The following is a 13,740-nucleotide window of genomic DNA, read 5'->3' as shown; positions in this document are numbered from 1 at the left end:
GATTCCCGCCTTCGCAGGAATGACGGCAAGAGCTAAGCAAAACGCACCTTGCCCTTGTTTTTTAATAAATTTCCTATCTCGAAATGTGAATAACCTCTCTTTATTCTATGCAATCATTTTTATTATATTTACAGCTGCCAATTTTTGTAGATAAATGAGTGAAGAATTAGATCAAAACGTAAACGAAGAGCACAAACATACCATAACCCCAATCAACGGTTTATACGAAAACTGGTTTCTCGATTATGCGTCTTATGTAATTCTCGATAGGGCAGTTCCGCACATTAACGATGGATTAAAGCCTGTTCAACGGCGCATTATGCACTCGCTTAAGGAGATGGATGATGGGCGTTTTAATAAGGCAGCCAACGTAATCGGTAACACCATGAAGTACCACCCGCATGGTGACGCCTCTATTGGTGATGCGATGGTGCAGATTGGACAAAAAGATTTATTGATTGATATGCAGGGTAACTGGGGCGATCCGGTTACTGGCGATAGCGCTGCGGCACCCCGTTATATTGAGGCACGTTTATCCAAATTTGCCAACGAGGTGGTATTTAATCCTGATACTACCGAATGGCAGTTAAGTTATGATGGACGTAACAACGAACCGATAACTTTACCTGTAAAATTCCCTTTGTTATTGGCGCAGGGGGCTGAGGGTATTGCTGTAGGTTTAGCTACCAAGGTAATGCCGCACAATTTTATCGAATTATTAGATGCATCGATAGAAGCATTGAAAGGCGTACGCCCCAATATATTGCCTGATTTTTTTACGGGCGGTATGGCCGATTTCTCGAATTATAATGAAGGACAGCGTGGAGGTAAAATCCGTGTGCGGGCGAAAATTACCGAGAAGGATAAAAAAACTTTGGTGATTAGCGAAGTCCCGTTCAGTACCACAACAGGTTCTGTTATCGATAGCATTTTATCGGCCAATGATAAAGGTAAAATCAAGATTAAAAAGATTGAGGATAATACCGCGGCCAATGTAGAAATTGTAGTGCACCTAGCACCAGGGATTTCGCCCGATGTTACCATTGATGCGCTTTATGCCTTTACGGCCTGCGAAGTATCGATCTCACCAAACACCTGTATCATCCAGGGAGATAAACCACACTTTTTAAGTGTGAACGATATCCTGATCGAAAATACAAAACACACCAAGGGTTTACTCAAAAAAGAGCTCGAAATCCGCCTGCACGAGTTGCAGGAGAAGATTTTCTTTAGTTCGTTACTTAAAATATTTATTCAGGAGGGGATGTACAAAAATCCTGAATATGAAAACTCATCCAATTTTGAAACCGTAGTTGAGGTATTACACATTTTATTCGATCCGTTTAAACCATCGCTTTACCGCGAAATATTACCTGAAGATTTTAAGAAGCTGATTGATAAGCCAATGAGTAGCATCACCCGTTTTGATGTGAAAAAGGCTGATGAGCAGATGAAAAACCTGGAAGATGAGATTAAAGTAGTTAAAAACCACTTAAAACACCTTACCGATTACGCCATTGCCTGGTACCAGAAACTAAAAGATAAATACGGAAAAGGAAGAGAACGTAAAACCGAAATCCGTTTGTTTGATCGGGTAGAGGCGTCGAAAGTAGCATTGGCGAACGTGAAACTGTATATGAACCGTGAAGATGGATTTATCGGATCGGGTTTACGTAAAGATGAATTCGTAGCAGACTGTTCGGATATTGATGAGGTAATTGTTTTCCGTGAAGATGGTAAATGTATCATTACCAAGGTGGCCGATAAAACCTTTGTAGGCAAAGGCATTATTCACGCCCAGGTATTTAAGAAAAACGACGAGCGTACCATTTACAACATGATTTATAAAGATGGTGCAAGTGGTACTTCATATATTAAAAGGTTTGCCGTAGTTGGGGTAACACGCGATAAGGAATACGATTTAACCAAGGGATCGAAAGGATCGAAAGTTTTATATTTTACGGCGAACCCTAACGGTGAGGCTGAGGTCGTAAATGTTGCCCTGAAACCCCATTCTAAATTGCGCAAGCTTCAGTTCGATCAGGATTTTGCAGAAGTGGCTATTAAAGGGCGCGGATCGCAGGGAAATATCATTTCAAAATATCCAATTAAGAAAATTATTTTGAAGAGCAAGGGCGTTTCTACCTTATCGGGGCTTAAAATCTGGTACGATGATTTATTAAAGCGCTTAAATGTTGATGGCCGTGGAAAATACCTGGGTGAATTTGATGGCGACGATCGTATTTTACAGGTACACAAAGATGGATATTACGAATTAAGTTCTTTCGAACTCAGCAATCACTTTGATGATGGATTAATCTTGATTCAGAAGTTTGATCCGGAGCTGATTTTTGCTGCAGTCCATTTTGAAGGCAAAGCACAAAACTATTTTATCAAACGTTTTGCATTCGAACTGCAAGCCAACGGAAGGAAAACTATTTTCATTAGCGAAGAGCAGAAATCGAGATTGTTGCACCTTACTTCAAATCCGGCAGCAAAAGTTATTGTTGATGTTTTAAAGGGTAAAACCCAAATTCCGGAAACACTGGATTTAACCTTGGCAGAACTGATTGATGTTAAAGGACTAAAAGCAAATGGCAATAGACTGTCGCCGCACGATGTTCAAAAAGTAGTATTAGAAGAGCCTGAAATAGAAATTGAAGAGGTGGAGATAGCAGCAATTGACGAGGGAGAAGATGGTGAAGAAACACTAGATGAAGCGGTTACAAACGAAGAGATGATTGCGAATGAGGAAACAGTAACAGAAGCAGAAGTGCCGGAAGAGGCAGTAGACAAACCTGTTGTAACGCAGCCAAAACCAAAATTCGAACGGGCAGAAATTCCTGTGGTTAAGGCTGATGAACCCGAGGTAAAAGAAAAACCTGCTGTGGTAGAAAAGCCTGTGGTAGAAAAAGCAAAGCCAGAAGCCGAGCCGGTTAAAAAAGAAGAAGTTAAAGCCGAAGATAAACCCCAAGCAGAAGAAAAACCTGCCAAAAAGATAGATTTTGAAATCACCAATCCAGATGATATCGATATTGATGATAAGGGGCAGCTGGGCTTGTTTTAAATAGACCTGAGAGTTGTCAACTTTAAAATGGCCTGGTGGCAAGAAAGTTGACAACTCTCCACATTTCAATCAAAACATTTCATTTTTAAACCTATATTTGCCTTGCTCAAAGGGGTGCTTGTTGATGCTGCAATTTCTGTTGCCATCAATTTGCTGAGATTATACCCATTTTAAGGTGAAAGGTAGATAGGTAGAAGGCAGAGGGTTTCCCCCTCGACCTTACAACCCTCCAGCCCTCAACCTTAAATGAACCTGATGCGGGTAATGCCGCCGTAGGAAGAGGTTAAAACTTACAAAACTGTTTCGCCCCGAAAACGGTGTCTAATTATTTTTACTGGTCGCAGGCAAATTATTGTAAATGAATTTTCAAGATTGGTTTAAGCTTTTTCAGGAGCAGATTATACACACCTCATTAATCGAATGGCTGGCTGTTGGTTTCGGCGTATCTGAAGTTTTATTGGCGAAGAAGAATAGTATCTGGCTTTATCCAACAGGAATAATTTCTGTTCTATTGTGGATGTTTTTATTGCTAGGTGTTAAATTATATGCTGAGGTGCTTTTAAATATTTATTATCTGGTGATGAGCGTTTACGGATGGATAATCTGGAAAAAAAGAAAGTTGGATGGAGAAAACCAGGTTTCATGGTCGAGCAATAAAGAATTAATCATTGCTGTTTTAATTGCTGTGATCGGATTTGGAGCGCTTTATCTTGTATTGAGGCATTATACTGATTCGGATGTGCCCTTATTCGATGCATTTGTTTCTTCTACCGCCTGGGCAGGCATGTGGCTGTTAGCCAGACGCAAAATAGAAAACTGGATATTCCTGAACATTTCGAATATTGTTGCCATTCCATTGCTGTTTCATAAAAAGCTTCCACTTATGGCCTGTTTAACTACATTTTTGTTTACAGTTGCCATATTTGGATTTTTCGATTGGAAGAAGATCATTAACAAAAGCAGGCTCAAACTGGCTTAACTACTTTCGTACGCAAAGCAAAAAATAATTATGCAAGAAACATTAACCGTCACCTGGCAGGAGAAAGTAAAAGCTTATGCAGCACTTTCTGAAAAAATGGGTAAACTTCATCCAGAAATTTTAGAACTGGCCTATCAGGAGAACTGGTTTAAGCTTTTTGTACCCGAAATTTATGGTGGGCCAAACAAAAAACTTCCTGAAATTTTAAGATTGGAAGAAGAACTGGCAGAAGCCGACGGAAGTTTAGGTTGGACCATAACCCTTTGCGCCGGCGCAGGATGGTTTGCCGGGTTTTTAAATCCTGGATTGGCAGCAGAGATTTTTGCCGACCGTGAGGTTTGTTTTGCAGGGAGTGGTGCTGTTGGTGGCGTAGCCATTAAAACCAAGGGAGGCTATCTGCTCAATGGAAAATGGAGTTATGCCAGTGGTGCATTACATGCTACTATATTTACAGCTAACTGCACACTTAAAAACGAAAATGGCGATGATATTTTGGATGAAAATGGAGCGCCTGAAATTAAATCGTTCATCCTTAAAAAAGAAGAAGTAAATATTTTGCCCGGTTGGTCTTACTTTGGTTTAATAGCTACAGGGAGCCATGCTTTTGAAGTTTGCGATTTAAGCGTTGACGAAAATAGGACCTTTAAAATTAATCAACAAATTGAAGTAGCAGATGCTGGCTTTGATTACCCTTTTTTACAGCTCGCAGAAACCACGTTAACCGTAAATAGTTTAGGAATGACCAATCATTTCATTAAACTGGTAGAACAATCTTTTTATTCGCGTTCCGGATTGGGCAGGTATAGCGAGGCGCAAATTTTGTTTTTTAATAGCGAACTTAACCGTTGTGAAGAAGAAGTACTGGGCCTTCGTACAAAATTCTATGATGCGTTTGACGAGTCTTGGGATCAGCTAATAGATAATGGGGAAATTGCTGATGAGAAATTAAGCGAGGTGAGTTTAATCAGTCGTAAATTGGCTCATACCTGTTGGAAATCGGCAGCTACTTTATTTCCATACTGTGGTTTAGAAGCCGCGAAAAAAGAATCAGAAATTAATAGGGTTTGGAGAGATATTCATACGGCTAGTCAGCATGCCCTGCTTACCTTCGAAATTTAATTATTCCAAAAGCTCTGGTTTAATTTTATCTTTAAAATCAGTAGCAAACTTATTCAACTTTGGTTGTATCACAAAAGCGCAATAGGGTTTTCCCTGATTGTTATTAAAATAGTTCTGATGATAGTCTTCAGCCTCATAAAATTCGGCTATAGGAGAAACTTCTGTCGCAATTGGCTTGTTGAAAATATGTTGTTGGGTTAAATCTTCAATTATTTCCTCTGTTAGTTTTTTTTGCTCTTCATTTTCGTAAAAAACCACTGAGCGGTATTGTGTACCAACATCATTCCCCTGCCTGTTTAAGGTTGTTGGATTATGGGTTTTAAAGAATACCAATAGAAGGTCACTGAACGAGATAATGCTTTCATCGAATGTGATTTGAATTACTTCTGCATGTCCGGTATCGCCATTACAAATTTCCATATAGGTAGGGTGCTTTAAATCTCCTCCCATATAGCCCGCTGTAACCTGGCTTACTCCATTTAACGTCTGAAAAACGGCTTCAGTGCACCAAAAGCAGCCTCCGCCAAATGTTGCTGTTTGCATATCCTACATTATATATTTATTCCAATTTTTAAATAAATCAAAAAAAGACATTTTTTTGATATTAAACATTGATCGGATAGCGATTATTCCTATAAGTTTTAAGTAGGCGCTTTTTAGACAGTAATTTAGGGTTAAATGTATTGAAAAATAGATATTCTGTTGGCCCAGGAACAAAAAAAGAGGTTGCATCATAAGTCATTTTTAGCCTTAGGATGCCAAATTAAACTTGAAGACTATCTTTTGCTTAAATAAAAAGCGGCAATTTTCAAATCGAAAATTGCCGCTTTATTGCTTTTAATTCTTTATAGAGATGTAGCTACATTAACCTGTTTGTTTAACTCATGATACATCCTCTTTAAATTATTGGTATTGAACATATATCGGTTTTGGTGTAAGCTTTAACAGCTCTTCAGGAGTCATTAACCGTTTAGGATCTTTCTTTAGGTCATTTTTGTAAAACAGCTTGAAGCCTGTAAACTGTACAGGCTCTGCCTGAATGAAATGGCGATAGGTTCCTTTTTTCAATTCAGGTTCGCCCCATCCATCCATATGCACCACTACCTGCACCTCAGGACGTAATTTAATGTTAGCTGAATTAGTTACCATCTTCTTTGTAAAACGGTGTAATACAAATACTTTTGGAGGTAAATTGTATTTTTTAACAATGTCTGCTAAATATCCGGTTACATAATTAACATCTGCAGCATCGTAGGTGCCAATTTTTTTGCCTGGTAATGTTCCGTCTTTCATTGAAAATTCTGGATCAATACCTAAATGAACGTATGGCAATTCCAGGTATTTTGCGATATGAGGTAATTCTGCTTTTATAGTACTTAAAGCTACCTGAAGATCTAAAAATACTATCGTGTTAGGTTGCATTTTGGCAATTTTCAGAACAGAGTCGATCTGTTTATTGCCCATCCTGTTGATGTATTTTCCATCTTTCCCAGGTGTTCCACTTGCTACTGCGGCAATATAATGTAATCCTGGTTGTACCGGGGTAGAAGGATCGGCCTTTTCCCAATGTTTAACTTCAGCATTTAAGCGTTGCCACATTTCTTTAGGCGCATATTCACCAAGTGCACCCATTTTTTTCGAATGCAGGTTTCCATAATAAACAACTATACGTTTAAAAGGTAAAATAGCTCCAGCCAAAGGATATGGTTGCTTTTTTACTGGCCATTTCCCGGTAGTATCTCCGTTTGCCAATTTTTTTACCAAAGAATCATAAAGCTTTGGATCAACCGGTTTCATTACGTTTACTGTTGAGTCCGTTTTCTTTTTAGTCGAATCAGAAGAAAAGATTTTACCGATACCGCCACTACTCTTGCCATCTGAGTTACAGTTGGCAAATAAGCTGATTGCGGCAAAACCAAGTATTAGTGTGCCTGCTAATTGAGGGAATTTCATAAATATATTATAGATAATTAAAGTTAAACAGTTTTCCGAATCTGTTTTGATGAAAGTAGGGTGGAAATCTGGTAGTTTAAAATAAAGTAATCAACATTTACACATTGCAGAATTTGCCAAATACACCCAATGGTAATTTGACGCCTGATGTAGCCTGTAGAAACAGTTCTCCAGTCTCAAGGTTTTGTACTGATGGGAATGATGTGCGGATTAAATTTTCAACAATTACCGAAGAAAAACCAAGTGAGTAGGTGTTTAGGATAAGAAAATGTTCTTTTTCATCCAGCAGCTGTACAACATCCTGCATCATTTCCTGGATATGGTCTTCCAGTTTCCATTTTTCGCCATTAGGGCCATGGCCATAAGCTGGTGGATCTAGAATAATACCGTTGTATTTTTTGCCTCTTTTTAATTCTTTCTTTACAAACTTTAGCGCATCCTCAACCATCCAACGGGTGTCTTTCAATCCCGAAAGCTCCTGATTTTCATTTGCCCAGGTTACTACCTGCTTAATCGAATCTACGTGGGTAGTTTCTGCGCCTGCCGCATTTGCAATTAGCGATGCCGCACCAGTGTAAGCGAAAAGATTTAAAACCTTAGGTTGCGGTGTTTTAAATTTTTTAATCGATGACGAGATAAAATCCCAATTTACGGCCTGTTCTGGGAATACGCCAACATGTTTAAAAGAAGTTAAACCTAAACGGAGTTTAATGGCTACTTCATTATTTTCATATGCTACATGCCAACGGTCTGGAATGGATAGATTTTTCTTTACCCATTCGCCAGAAGTAGCTGAACGCCCCCTAAAAGTGATGTTGGCTGTTTTTTTCCAATCCTGTTCTGAGTATGTTTTTTTCCATACCGCCTGCGGCTCAGGACGGATCAGTATGACATTTCCAAAACGTTCTAATTTTTCAAAATCCCCGCAATCGATCAGTTCATAATCTTTCCAGTGGGTGGGGGCAAGTAATTGTATCATGTGTTAAAATAACTTTAAATTTGGATAGCTTTTGATATATTGATCATCTGTTATCAGCATTAAATCATTAGCTATTGCTTGTGAAATAATGAGCCTATCAAAAGGGTCTTTATGTATTAATGGTAATTTAGAATAAGTGATAAAATCGTATTTAGAAGGTTGAAGAATTTTTACCTGATACTTATCGAGCAATTGATAAATTGAGTTTATATCATCTTTTAACTTCAGCTTTCCAATATTTAGCTTTATTGTAATTTCCCAAATGCTAACAATACTTATATGTTTTTCGGTATCAGGATTGTTTATGACCGCTATAATCTTTTTTGAAATGGCATTATCTCCATTAATAAAAAATAGAAATATGTGTGTGTCTAATAAAAAACGCATTACATATAATCCTTTAGCTCGTCTAATGGCTCGTTAAAATCATCAGAAATATAAAGAATTGTTCCTTTGGCAGCGCCATAAAGGCCTTTTGGTTCTTCAACAATATTTTTTTCTTCGCTTTTTGACTTTGGAAAAGTCTTTGAATGTTTAGCTTTTAAAAAATCAATAAAATCTTCTACCTCGTTTACCATGCTTTCTGGTAAGGTTTCCAACTTGTGAATGATATTTTTTGTAGCCGTAGTCATATTACAAATATAAGAATTTTCTTAAAACTTATCTTTTGCAGCTTTCATGAAGCGGCTGGCAAACACAAAGTCGTTCAGCTCTTTAATGTCGGTATGTGCGATTTCTTTGTTGCTGCCTTCCCAGAATTTTTTTCCTTCGTGTAAGAATAAAATATAATCACCAATTCCCATTACCGAGTTCATATCGTGCGTTACCACAATGGTGGTGGTTTTGTATTCTTCGGTAATTTCCTGAATCAATTCATCAATTACGATCGAAGTTTTCGGATCTAAACCGGAGTTCGGCTCATCACAGAACAGATACTTCGGGTTCATGGAAATAGCACGTGCAATACCTACACGTTTTTTCATTCCGCCCGATAGTTCTGCCGGGAACAATTTGTTCTTACCTGCAAGGTTTACCCGCTCTAAACAAAAATCAACCCTTTCTAGTTTTTCTTTTCTGCTTTGATCAGTAAACATGTTTAAGGGGAACATGATGTTTTCTTCAACGGTCATACTATCAAACAAGGCAGAGCCTTGAAATAACATACCGATTTCTTTACGCACTTCAATCCGTTGTTCGTAGGTCATTGGTGTAAAATCACGACCATCGTACAACACTGAACCTGAATCTGGCTGGTGCAAACCCACCATACATTTTAACAAAGTTGTCTTTCCTGATCCCGAGCCGCCGATAATTAAATTGGTTACACCTTCTTCAAACTTTCCAGAAATGCCTTGTAATACATCATTGCCGGAGAACGATTTATAAATATCTTTAATTTCGATCATTACAATAACAATTGGGTCACGATATAATCGCAAGCTAAAATAGAAATACAGCTAATAACAACAGCCCTTGTACTGGCCTGCGAAACTTCTAAAGCACCACCACGCACATAAAAACCTTCGTAAGCCGGAACTGAAGTAATAATAAAACCAAACACAAATGCTTTTACTAAAGCTACTGTTATGGTGTAAGGGTTAAAATCGGTTGTGATGCCCTGAATATATTCGGCAGGTGTAACAGCACCTGAAATAGAACCGCCAATATATCCACCGGTAATACTTAAAAACATAGAAATGATAACCAGCATAGGTACCATGGTTATGCCTGAAATAATTTTAGGGAGGATAAGGTAGCCTGGGGCATTTATACCCATAATTTCTAAAGCGTCAATCTGTTCGGTAACACGCATCGAACCAATTTCTGATGAAATGGCCGACCCGATTTTTCCTGCCAAAACAATTGCACTAATAGTTGGACTTAACTCTAATATACTCGAATCGCGGTTTACAGAACCGATAATTGTTTTTGGAATAAAATCACTAACCAGCTGGAAAGCAATTTGTAAAGTCATTACTGCACCGATAAAAGTAGAGATAATAGCAATTAAACCTAAAGAGCCTACACCAACATAATCCATTTGTTTGGCTATTTCTTTCAGGTATATTTTCAGTTTTTCCGGCCTTCTGAATACAGACTTGAGTAGCAGGATGTATCTGCCGAAATTGGTAAAATTCATTCCGTATATATTTGCTTAATTTAAATGATCATTTATAATACTACAAAGAAACGATAAAAAAGTTGGAGCGCTTAGCTAATTGCAAAAATATTCGTGGTTTTGAATATAAATATGGTTTTTTGTTAACAAAAATTAAACCATAAATAATGAAAGCTGTAATAACCGGTGCAACTAAAGGAATTGGTAGAGCTATTGCCTTTAAATTTGCCCAAAATGGGTACGATTTAGTTTTGATAGCAAGAGGTTTAGACGAACTCGAAAGGCTCCGACAAGAATTAACCCCCTATGGGAATGCTGTTTTTATCCAGGCAGCAGATTGTTCGGTTAAAGAAGAGGTGTACGCTTTTTTAAATTCGACAGCTATAAATCTTGATCAAATAGATGTTTTGGTAAATAATGTGGGGATCTTTTTGCCTGGCAGTATGCTCGATGAGGATGACGAAACTTTCGAAAAACAACAGCATTTAAATACGAATGCCGGTTATTATATCAGTAAGTTTATTGGGAAAAAAATGCGCTCAGCCAAGCGAGGCCATATATTCAATATCTGTTCAGTGGCCAGTAAAGCACCTGTAAAAGATGGTGGTAGTTATAGTGTAACAAAAGCAGCGATGTTAAGTCTAAATCATGTATTGCGGCAAGAGTTAGCACCTCACAATGTTAAAGTAACTGCATTTTTGCCAGGTTCTACTAAAACTTCATCTTGGGAAGGCACAACAATTCCAGATGAAAAATTTGTGCAGCCTGAAGATATTGCAGAAACTTTGTTTACCATCTTAAACTTAAGTAAAGGGGTAAATGTAGATGAGGTTTTAATTACTCCGCTTGATTTTTAAACACAAAATGAACAACGTTATGGAAAAGAAGCTTTTTAGAAACGAACACGATAAGATGATTGCCGGTGTAGCTTCGGGACTTGCAGATTATATGCAAGTTGAGGTTACCATAATCAGATTATTGTTTGCATTATCGGCTATATTTATGGCTGGAGGTGGCTTAGTTGCCTATATTGTAATGTGGATTATTGTTCCGGTGAACAACGATCCGACAGCAAGATTTTCTAAATTTAACGATTACTTTGGTAATAAAAATCCAAATGCACAACCGTTTGGAACTGCCGATCCTTTTGCAGGACCTGCTAATCAGGGAAATCAGAATTGGACACAACCTGTAGACGGCACACAGAAAACACCTTTCGAAACACAGCCTGATTTCAGTAAATTCAATAAATCTAATGATACCGGCCGCACCATAGGCGGATTGGTATTGCTGGTAATAGGATGTTTTTTCCTGATGCGAGAAATGGATTTTATACCTGATTGGTTTAGTATCCGCAATTTATTCAGGTACATGTGGCCGTTAATATTTATTGCTTTAGGTATAAGCATTATAGCCAAATCAAAAAGAAAAAATGACTGGGCCGCATTTCAGAATCAACAGGAGGCTGAACAACAAAAAACAGCTGATTTTTCTGAAGCTATTGTAGAAAATGAACCTACAGCACCTGTTAATAAAGACGATAATTCAACATCTGCTAACCCTCAAGTATAAATAAAATGAAATTAGATAGATTAATTTGGGGTATTATCCTGCTTTTTATCGGCGGTGTACTTCTACTCGAAAACTTTGGCGTAATCAATTTTTATTGGCGCAACGTTTGGAGCTTTTGGCCAGTATTCTTAATCATAGCAGGTTTAAATATCCTGTTTAATAAAAACAATTCGCAAACAGGCAGTATTATTTCTATTGGTGTTTTAGTAGTTGCCCTTTGTTTCCTTTTTTATAAAGGCCAGCAGGTTCCCGCACATGGCAATTGGTGGGGGCGTCAATTTAAAAAAGATGTCGACATTAATATCGAACACAACAATGATGATAACGACGAAGATGATAAGGATAACGACACATCATATAATCACTTAAGGTTATCTGAACCATTTGTAGCTGCAGATAATACGAAAAAAACAATATTAAATATTTCTGGAGGTGGCATTTCATTTAATCTTGATGGTGAAACATCGGAATTGATCAATGCCGACGTAAAGAAAAGACATGGTAACTTCTCTTTAAAGAAATTGCTTACCGATAGTGCTACGGTACTTACTTTCCAAATGGACGATAAAAAGAGTAAGTGGAATTTTGGTGATGGCGGTAACGATGTTAACTTTAAATTGAACAAAGAAGCCAACTGGGATATTTTAATGAAACTCGGCGCTGGTGAAGCAAACTTTGATTTTGCCAATTACAAAGTACGTACTTTCCGCTTTGATGGTGGAGCAGCAGCTTTGGATATTAAATTGGGAGATTTATTGCCAATAACTGATGTAATTGTGAAATCTGGTGTGGCAGATGTTAAAATTAAGGTGCCTACCACTTCAGGCTGCCGAATTAAAACCAAAACAGGTTTATCAGCTAAAGATTTCGATGGTTTTGAAAAATTGAGCGATGGTGTTTACGAAACTTCAAATTATAAAACCTCAACCAAAAAAATCTTTATCAATTTAGATGGCGGATTGAGTAACTTTGAGGTGAGCAGATACTAGGAGACGGAAGGTTTTAAGGTGAAAGGCCGAAGGCTTTATCCGATCTAACTTTTATACAGCACAGATCCTGTAATCCTAAAAACCAAACAATCCTGATTTTAAATGAACCCTGATAAAGAATACGTAGTTGTAGTTAACGGTAAGCCACAAGGGCCTTATAGCTTAACCGAACTTAAAGATTTAGACATCAAACCCAATACATTTATCCGTAAACCTGGGATGGATGATTACAAAGAAGCTCACGCAATTCCCGAATTGCGTGAGCTTTTGGGTTTTAGTTATCAAAAAACAGCTCCACAATATTTTGCCGCCTTCGACCAAAGATTGCTGGCATCGGTGATTGATCATTTTATTATTTTTGGGATATATAGCATTGTTATTTTAACAAGCTATATTTTTATCCAAGGAAAAGATCAGCGGATTATGGCTTTTCTAATCCCATTCCCGTCCATATTTATTATTAAACTAATTTATGGTAGTATTGCAGAAGCATCGGCCAGTCAGGCCACTATAGGTAAAAAACTCCTTAACATTAAAGTAACCGATTTAGAAGGCAGCAGGGTTTCTTTTGGTATTTCTTTAATCCGCAATTTATCTAAAATCTTATCGGTAATTCCTGTTTTCTTTGGTTATTTATATAGTTTCCTCAATAAGAAAAACCAATGCTGGCACGATATTGCAGCCAATACCTTGGTGATAAAAGACAGATTGATTTAGATTAGAAAAGCAGGTACAGCAGGCCTTTTATCGTTAGCCCGGCTGTTCGCTATATCTCCGATGAAACCTGTGAAACAAGCAAGCATACCACAAATAATAAATAACAATGCTTAAATCGGAGGATGCCGCTTCCATCCCGTTTATGAAACTTAGGCTGGTGCAATGACGCCAAACCCACCCACCGTTAAAAATAAACCCGATTGAAGCGAACACGAAGTGCAACGGAGTAAAGCGTAAAGCGGGACT

The 13,740-nt window shown here is 37.9% G+C and carries 14 protein-coding genes; 7 read left to right on the top strand and 7 right to left on the bottom strand.

Annotation, left to right across the window (positions count from 1 at the left end):
• Positions 1 to 154: 154 nt before the first annotated feature.
• The 3 genes from H9N25_RS15605 to H9N25_RS15595 all read left to right on the top strand — a co-directional run bounded on the left by H9N25_RS15605 (position 155) and on the right by H9N25_RS15595 (position 5,165).
• The gene (locus H9N25_RS15605) at positions 155 to 3,067 is read left to right on the top strand and encodes a DNA gyrase/topoisomerase IV subunit A (RefSeq protein WP_190326487.1); all 2,913 of its coding nucleotides are present in this window, start codon (positions 155 to 157) and stop codon (positions 3,065 to 3,067) included.
• 358 nt (positions 3,068 to 3,425) lie between these two features.
• The gene (gene pnuC, locus H9N25_RS15600; RefSeq protein ID WP_190326486.1) at positions 3,426 to 4,046 is read left to right on the top strand and encodes a nicotinamide riboside transporter PnuC; all 621 of its coding nucleotides are present in this window, start codon (positions 3,426 to 3,428) and stop codon (positions 4,044 to 4,046) included.
• Between the two features lie 30 nt (positions 4,047 to 4,076).
• Entirely contained in the window at positions 4,077 to 5,165 is a 1,089-nt protein-coding gene (locus H9N25_RS15595; RefSeq protein ID WP_190326485.1) for an acyl-CoA dehydrogenase family protein, read from the top strand.
• Here the strand turns inward: H9N25_RS15595 and msrA are convergent, their stop codons facing one another.
• From msrA to H9N25_RS15560, 7 genes are all read right to left on the bottom strand, one after another.
• Positions 5,166 to 5,708 (bottom strand): peptide-methionine (S)-S-oxide reductase MsrA, encoded by a 543-nt coding sequence (gene msrA / locus H9N25_RS15590; protein WP_190326484.1) that lies wholly within the window; start codon positions 5,706 to 5,708, stop codon positions 5,166 to 5,168. It lies immediately after the preceding gene.
• Between the two features lie 360 nt (positions 5,709 to 6,068).
• Positions 6,069 to 7,118, bottom strand: coding sequence for a hypothetical protein (locus H9N25_RS15585; protein WP_167296868.1), 1,050 nt, complete (start codon positions 7,116 to 7,118; stop codon positions 6,069 to 6,071).
• Between the two features lie 97 nt (positions 7,119 to 7,215).
• The gene (locus H9N25_RS15580) at positions 7,216 to 8,097 is read right to left on the bottom strand and encodes a class I SAM-dependent methyltransferase (RefSeq protein ID WP_190326483.1); all 882 of its coding nucleotides are present in this window, start codon (positions 8,095 to 8,097) and stop codon (positions 7,216 to 7,218) included.
• Between the two features lie 3 nt (positions 8,098 to 8,100).
• A complete protein-coding gene (locus H9N25_RS15575; RefSeq protein WP_190326482.1) occupies positions 8,101 to 8,484 on the bottom strand; it encodes a type II toxin-antitoxin system VapC family toxin in 384 nt (127 codons plus the stop codon).
• Positions 8,484 to 8,729 carry a type II toxin-antitoxin system VapB family antitoxin gene (gene vapB / locus H9N25_RS15570; RefSeq protein ID WP_167296865.1) on the bottom strand — a complete coding sequence of 82 codons (246 nt, stop codon included), beginning with the start codon at positions 8,727 to 8,729 and terminating at the stop codon, positions 8,484 to 8,486. Before vapB ends, H9N25_RS15575 begins: the two co-directional genes overlap by 1 nt.
• A gap of 21 nt (positions 8,730 to 8,750) precedes the next feature.
• Complete coding sequence (locus H9N25_RS15565) at positions 8,751 to 9,503, bottom strand: ABC transporter ATP-binding protein (RefSeq protein ID WP_086547603.1); 753 nt, start codon at positions 9,501 to 9,503, stop codon at positions 8,751 to 8,753.
• Positions 9,503 to 10,237, bottom strand: coding sequence for an MlaE family ABC transporter permease (locus H9N25_RS15560; RefSeq protein WP_167296864.1), 735 nt, complete (start codon positions 10,235 to 10,237; stop codon positions 9,503 to 9,505). The genes H9N25_RS15565 and H9N25_RS15560 overlap by 1 nt, the downstream gene beginning before the upstream one ends.
• A gap of 146 nt (positions 10,238 to 10,383) precedes the next feature.
• Between H9N25_RS15560 and H9N25_RS15555 the strand changes: the two genes are divergently transcribed.
• The 4 genes from H9N25_RS15555 (at position 10,384) to H9N25_RS15540 (ending at position 13,494) form a co-directional block, all read left to right on the top strand.
• Positions 10,384 to 11,073, top strand: coding sequence for an SDR family oxidoreductase (locus H9N25_RS15555; protein ID WP_190326481.1), 690 nt, complete (start codon positions 10,384 to 10,386; stop codon positions 11,071 to 11,073).
• 19 nt (positions 11,074 to 11,092) lie between these two features.
• A complete protein-coding gene (locus tag H9N25_RS15550) occupies positions 11,093 to 11,788 on the top strand; it encodes a PspC domain-containing protein (RefSeq protein ID WP_190326480.1) in 696 nt (231 codons plus the stop codon).
• 5 nt (positions 11,789 to 11,793) lie between these two features.
• The gene (locus tag H9N25_RS15545) at positions 11,794 to 12,777 is read left to right on the top strand and encodes a LiaF transmembrane domain-containing protein (protein ID WP_190326479.1); all 984 of its coding nucleotides are present in this window, start codon (positions 11,794 to 11,796) and stop codon (positions 12,775 to 12,777) included.
• Between the two features lie 102 nt (positions 12,778 to 12,879).
• Entirely contained in the window at positions 12,880 to 13,494 is a 615-nt protein-coding gene (locus tag H9N25_RS15540; protein WP_190326478.1) for an RDD family protein, read from the top strand.
• Positions 13,495 to 13,740 lie beyond the last annotated feature (246 nt).

Origin of the sequence: Pedobacter riviphilus, from assembly GCF_014692875.1 — a bacterium.
GTDB lineage: Bacteria > Bacteroidota > Bacteroidia > Sphingobacteriales > Sphingobacteriaceae > Pedobacter > Pedobacter riviphilus.
Note: the sequence above shows the minus strand (reverse complement) of the source record. Positions and strands in the feature narration are given on the sequence as shown.

Coding starts and splice junctions, on each gene's coding strand:
- H9N25_RS15605 (WP_190326487.1), top strand. CDS start 155: ATGAGTGAAGAATTAGATCAAAACGTAAACGAAGAGCACAAACATACC.
- pnuC (WP_190326486.1), top strand. CDS start 3,426: ATGAATTTTCAAGATTGGTTTAAGCTTTTTCAGGAGCAGATTATACAC.
- H9N25_RS15595 (WP_190326485.1), top strand. CDS start 4,077: ATGCAAGAAACATTAACCGTCACCTGGCAGGAGAAAGTAAAAGCTTAT.
- msrA (WP_190326484.1), bottom strand. CDS start 5,708: ATGCAAACAGCAACATTTGGCGGAGGCTGCTTTTGGTGCACTGAAGCC.
- H9N25_RS15585 (WP_167296868.1), bottom strand. CDS start 7,118: ATGAAATTCCCTCAATTAGCAGGCACACTAATACTTGGTTTTGCCGCA.
- H9N25_RS15580 (WP_190326483.1), bottom strand. CDS start 8,097: ATGATACAATTACTTGCCCCCACCCACTGGAAAGATTATGAACTGATC.
- H9N25_RS15575 (WP_190326482.1), bottom strand. CDS start 8,484: ATGCGTTTTTTATTAGACACACACATATTTCTATTTTTTATTAATGGA.
- vapB (WP_167296865.1), bottom strand. CDS start 8,729: ATGACTACGGCTACAAAAAATATCATTCACAAGTTGGAAACCTTACCA.
- H9N25_RS15565 (WP_086547603.1), bottom strand. CDS start 9,503: ATGATCGAAATTAAAGATATTTATAAATCGTTCTCCGGCAATGATGTA.
- H9N25_RS15560 (WP_167296864.1), bottom strand. CDS start 10,237: ATGAATTTTACCAATTTCGGCAGATACATCCTGCTACTCAAGTCTGTA.
- H9N25_RS15555 (WP_190326481.1), top strand. CDS start 10,384: ATGAAAGCTGTAATAACCGGTGCAACTAAAGGAATTGGTAGAGCTATT.
- H9N25_RS15550 (WP_190326480.1), top strand. CDS start 11,093: ATGGAAAAGAAGCTTTTTAGAAACGAACACGATAAGATGATTGCCGGT.
- H9N25_RS15545 (WP_190326479.1), top strand. CDS start 11,794: ATGAAATTAGATAGATTAATTTGGGGTATTATCCTGCTTTTTATCGGC.
- H9N25_RS15540 (WP_190326478.1), top strand. CDS start 12,880: ATGAACCCTGATAAAGAATACGTAGTTGTAGTTAACGGTAAGCCACAA.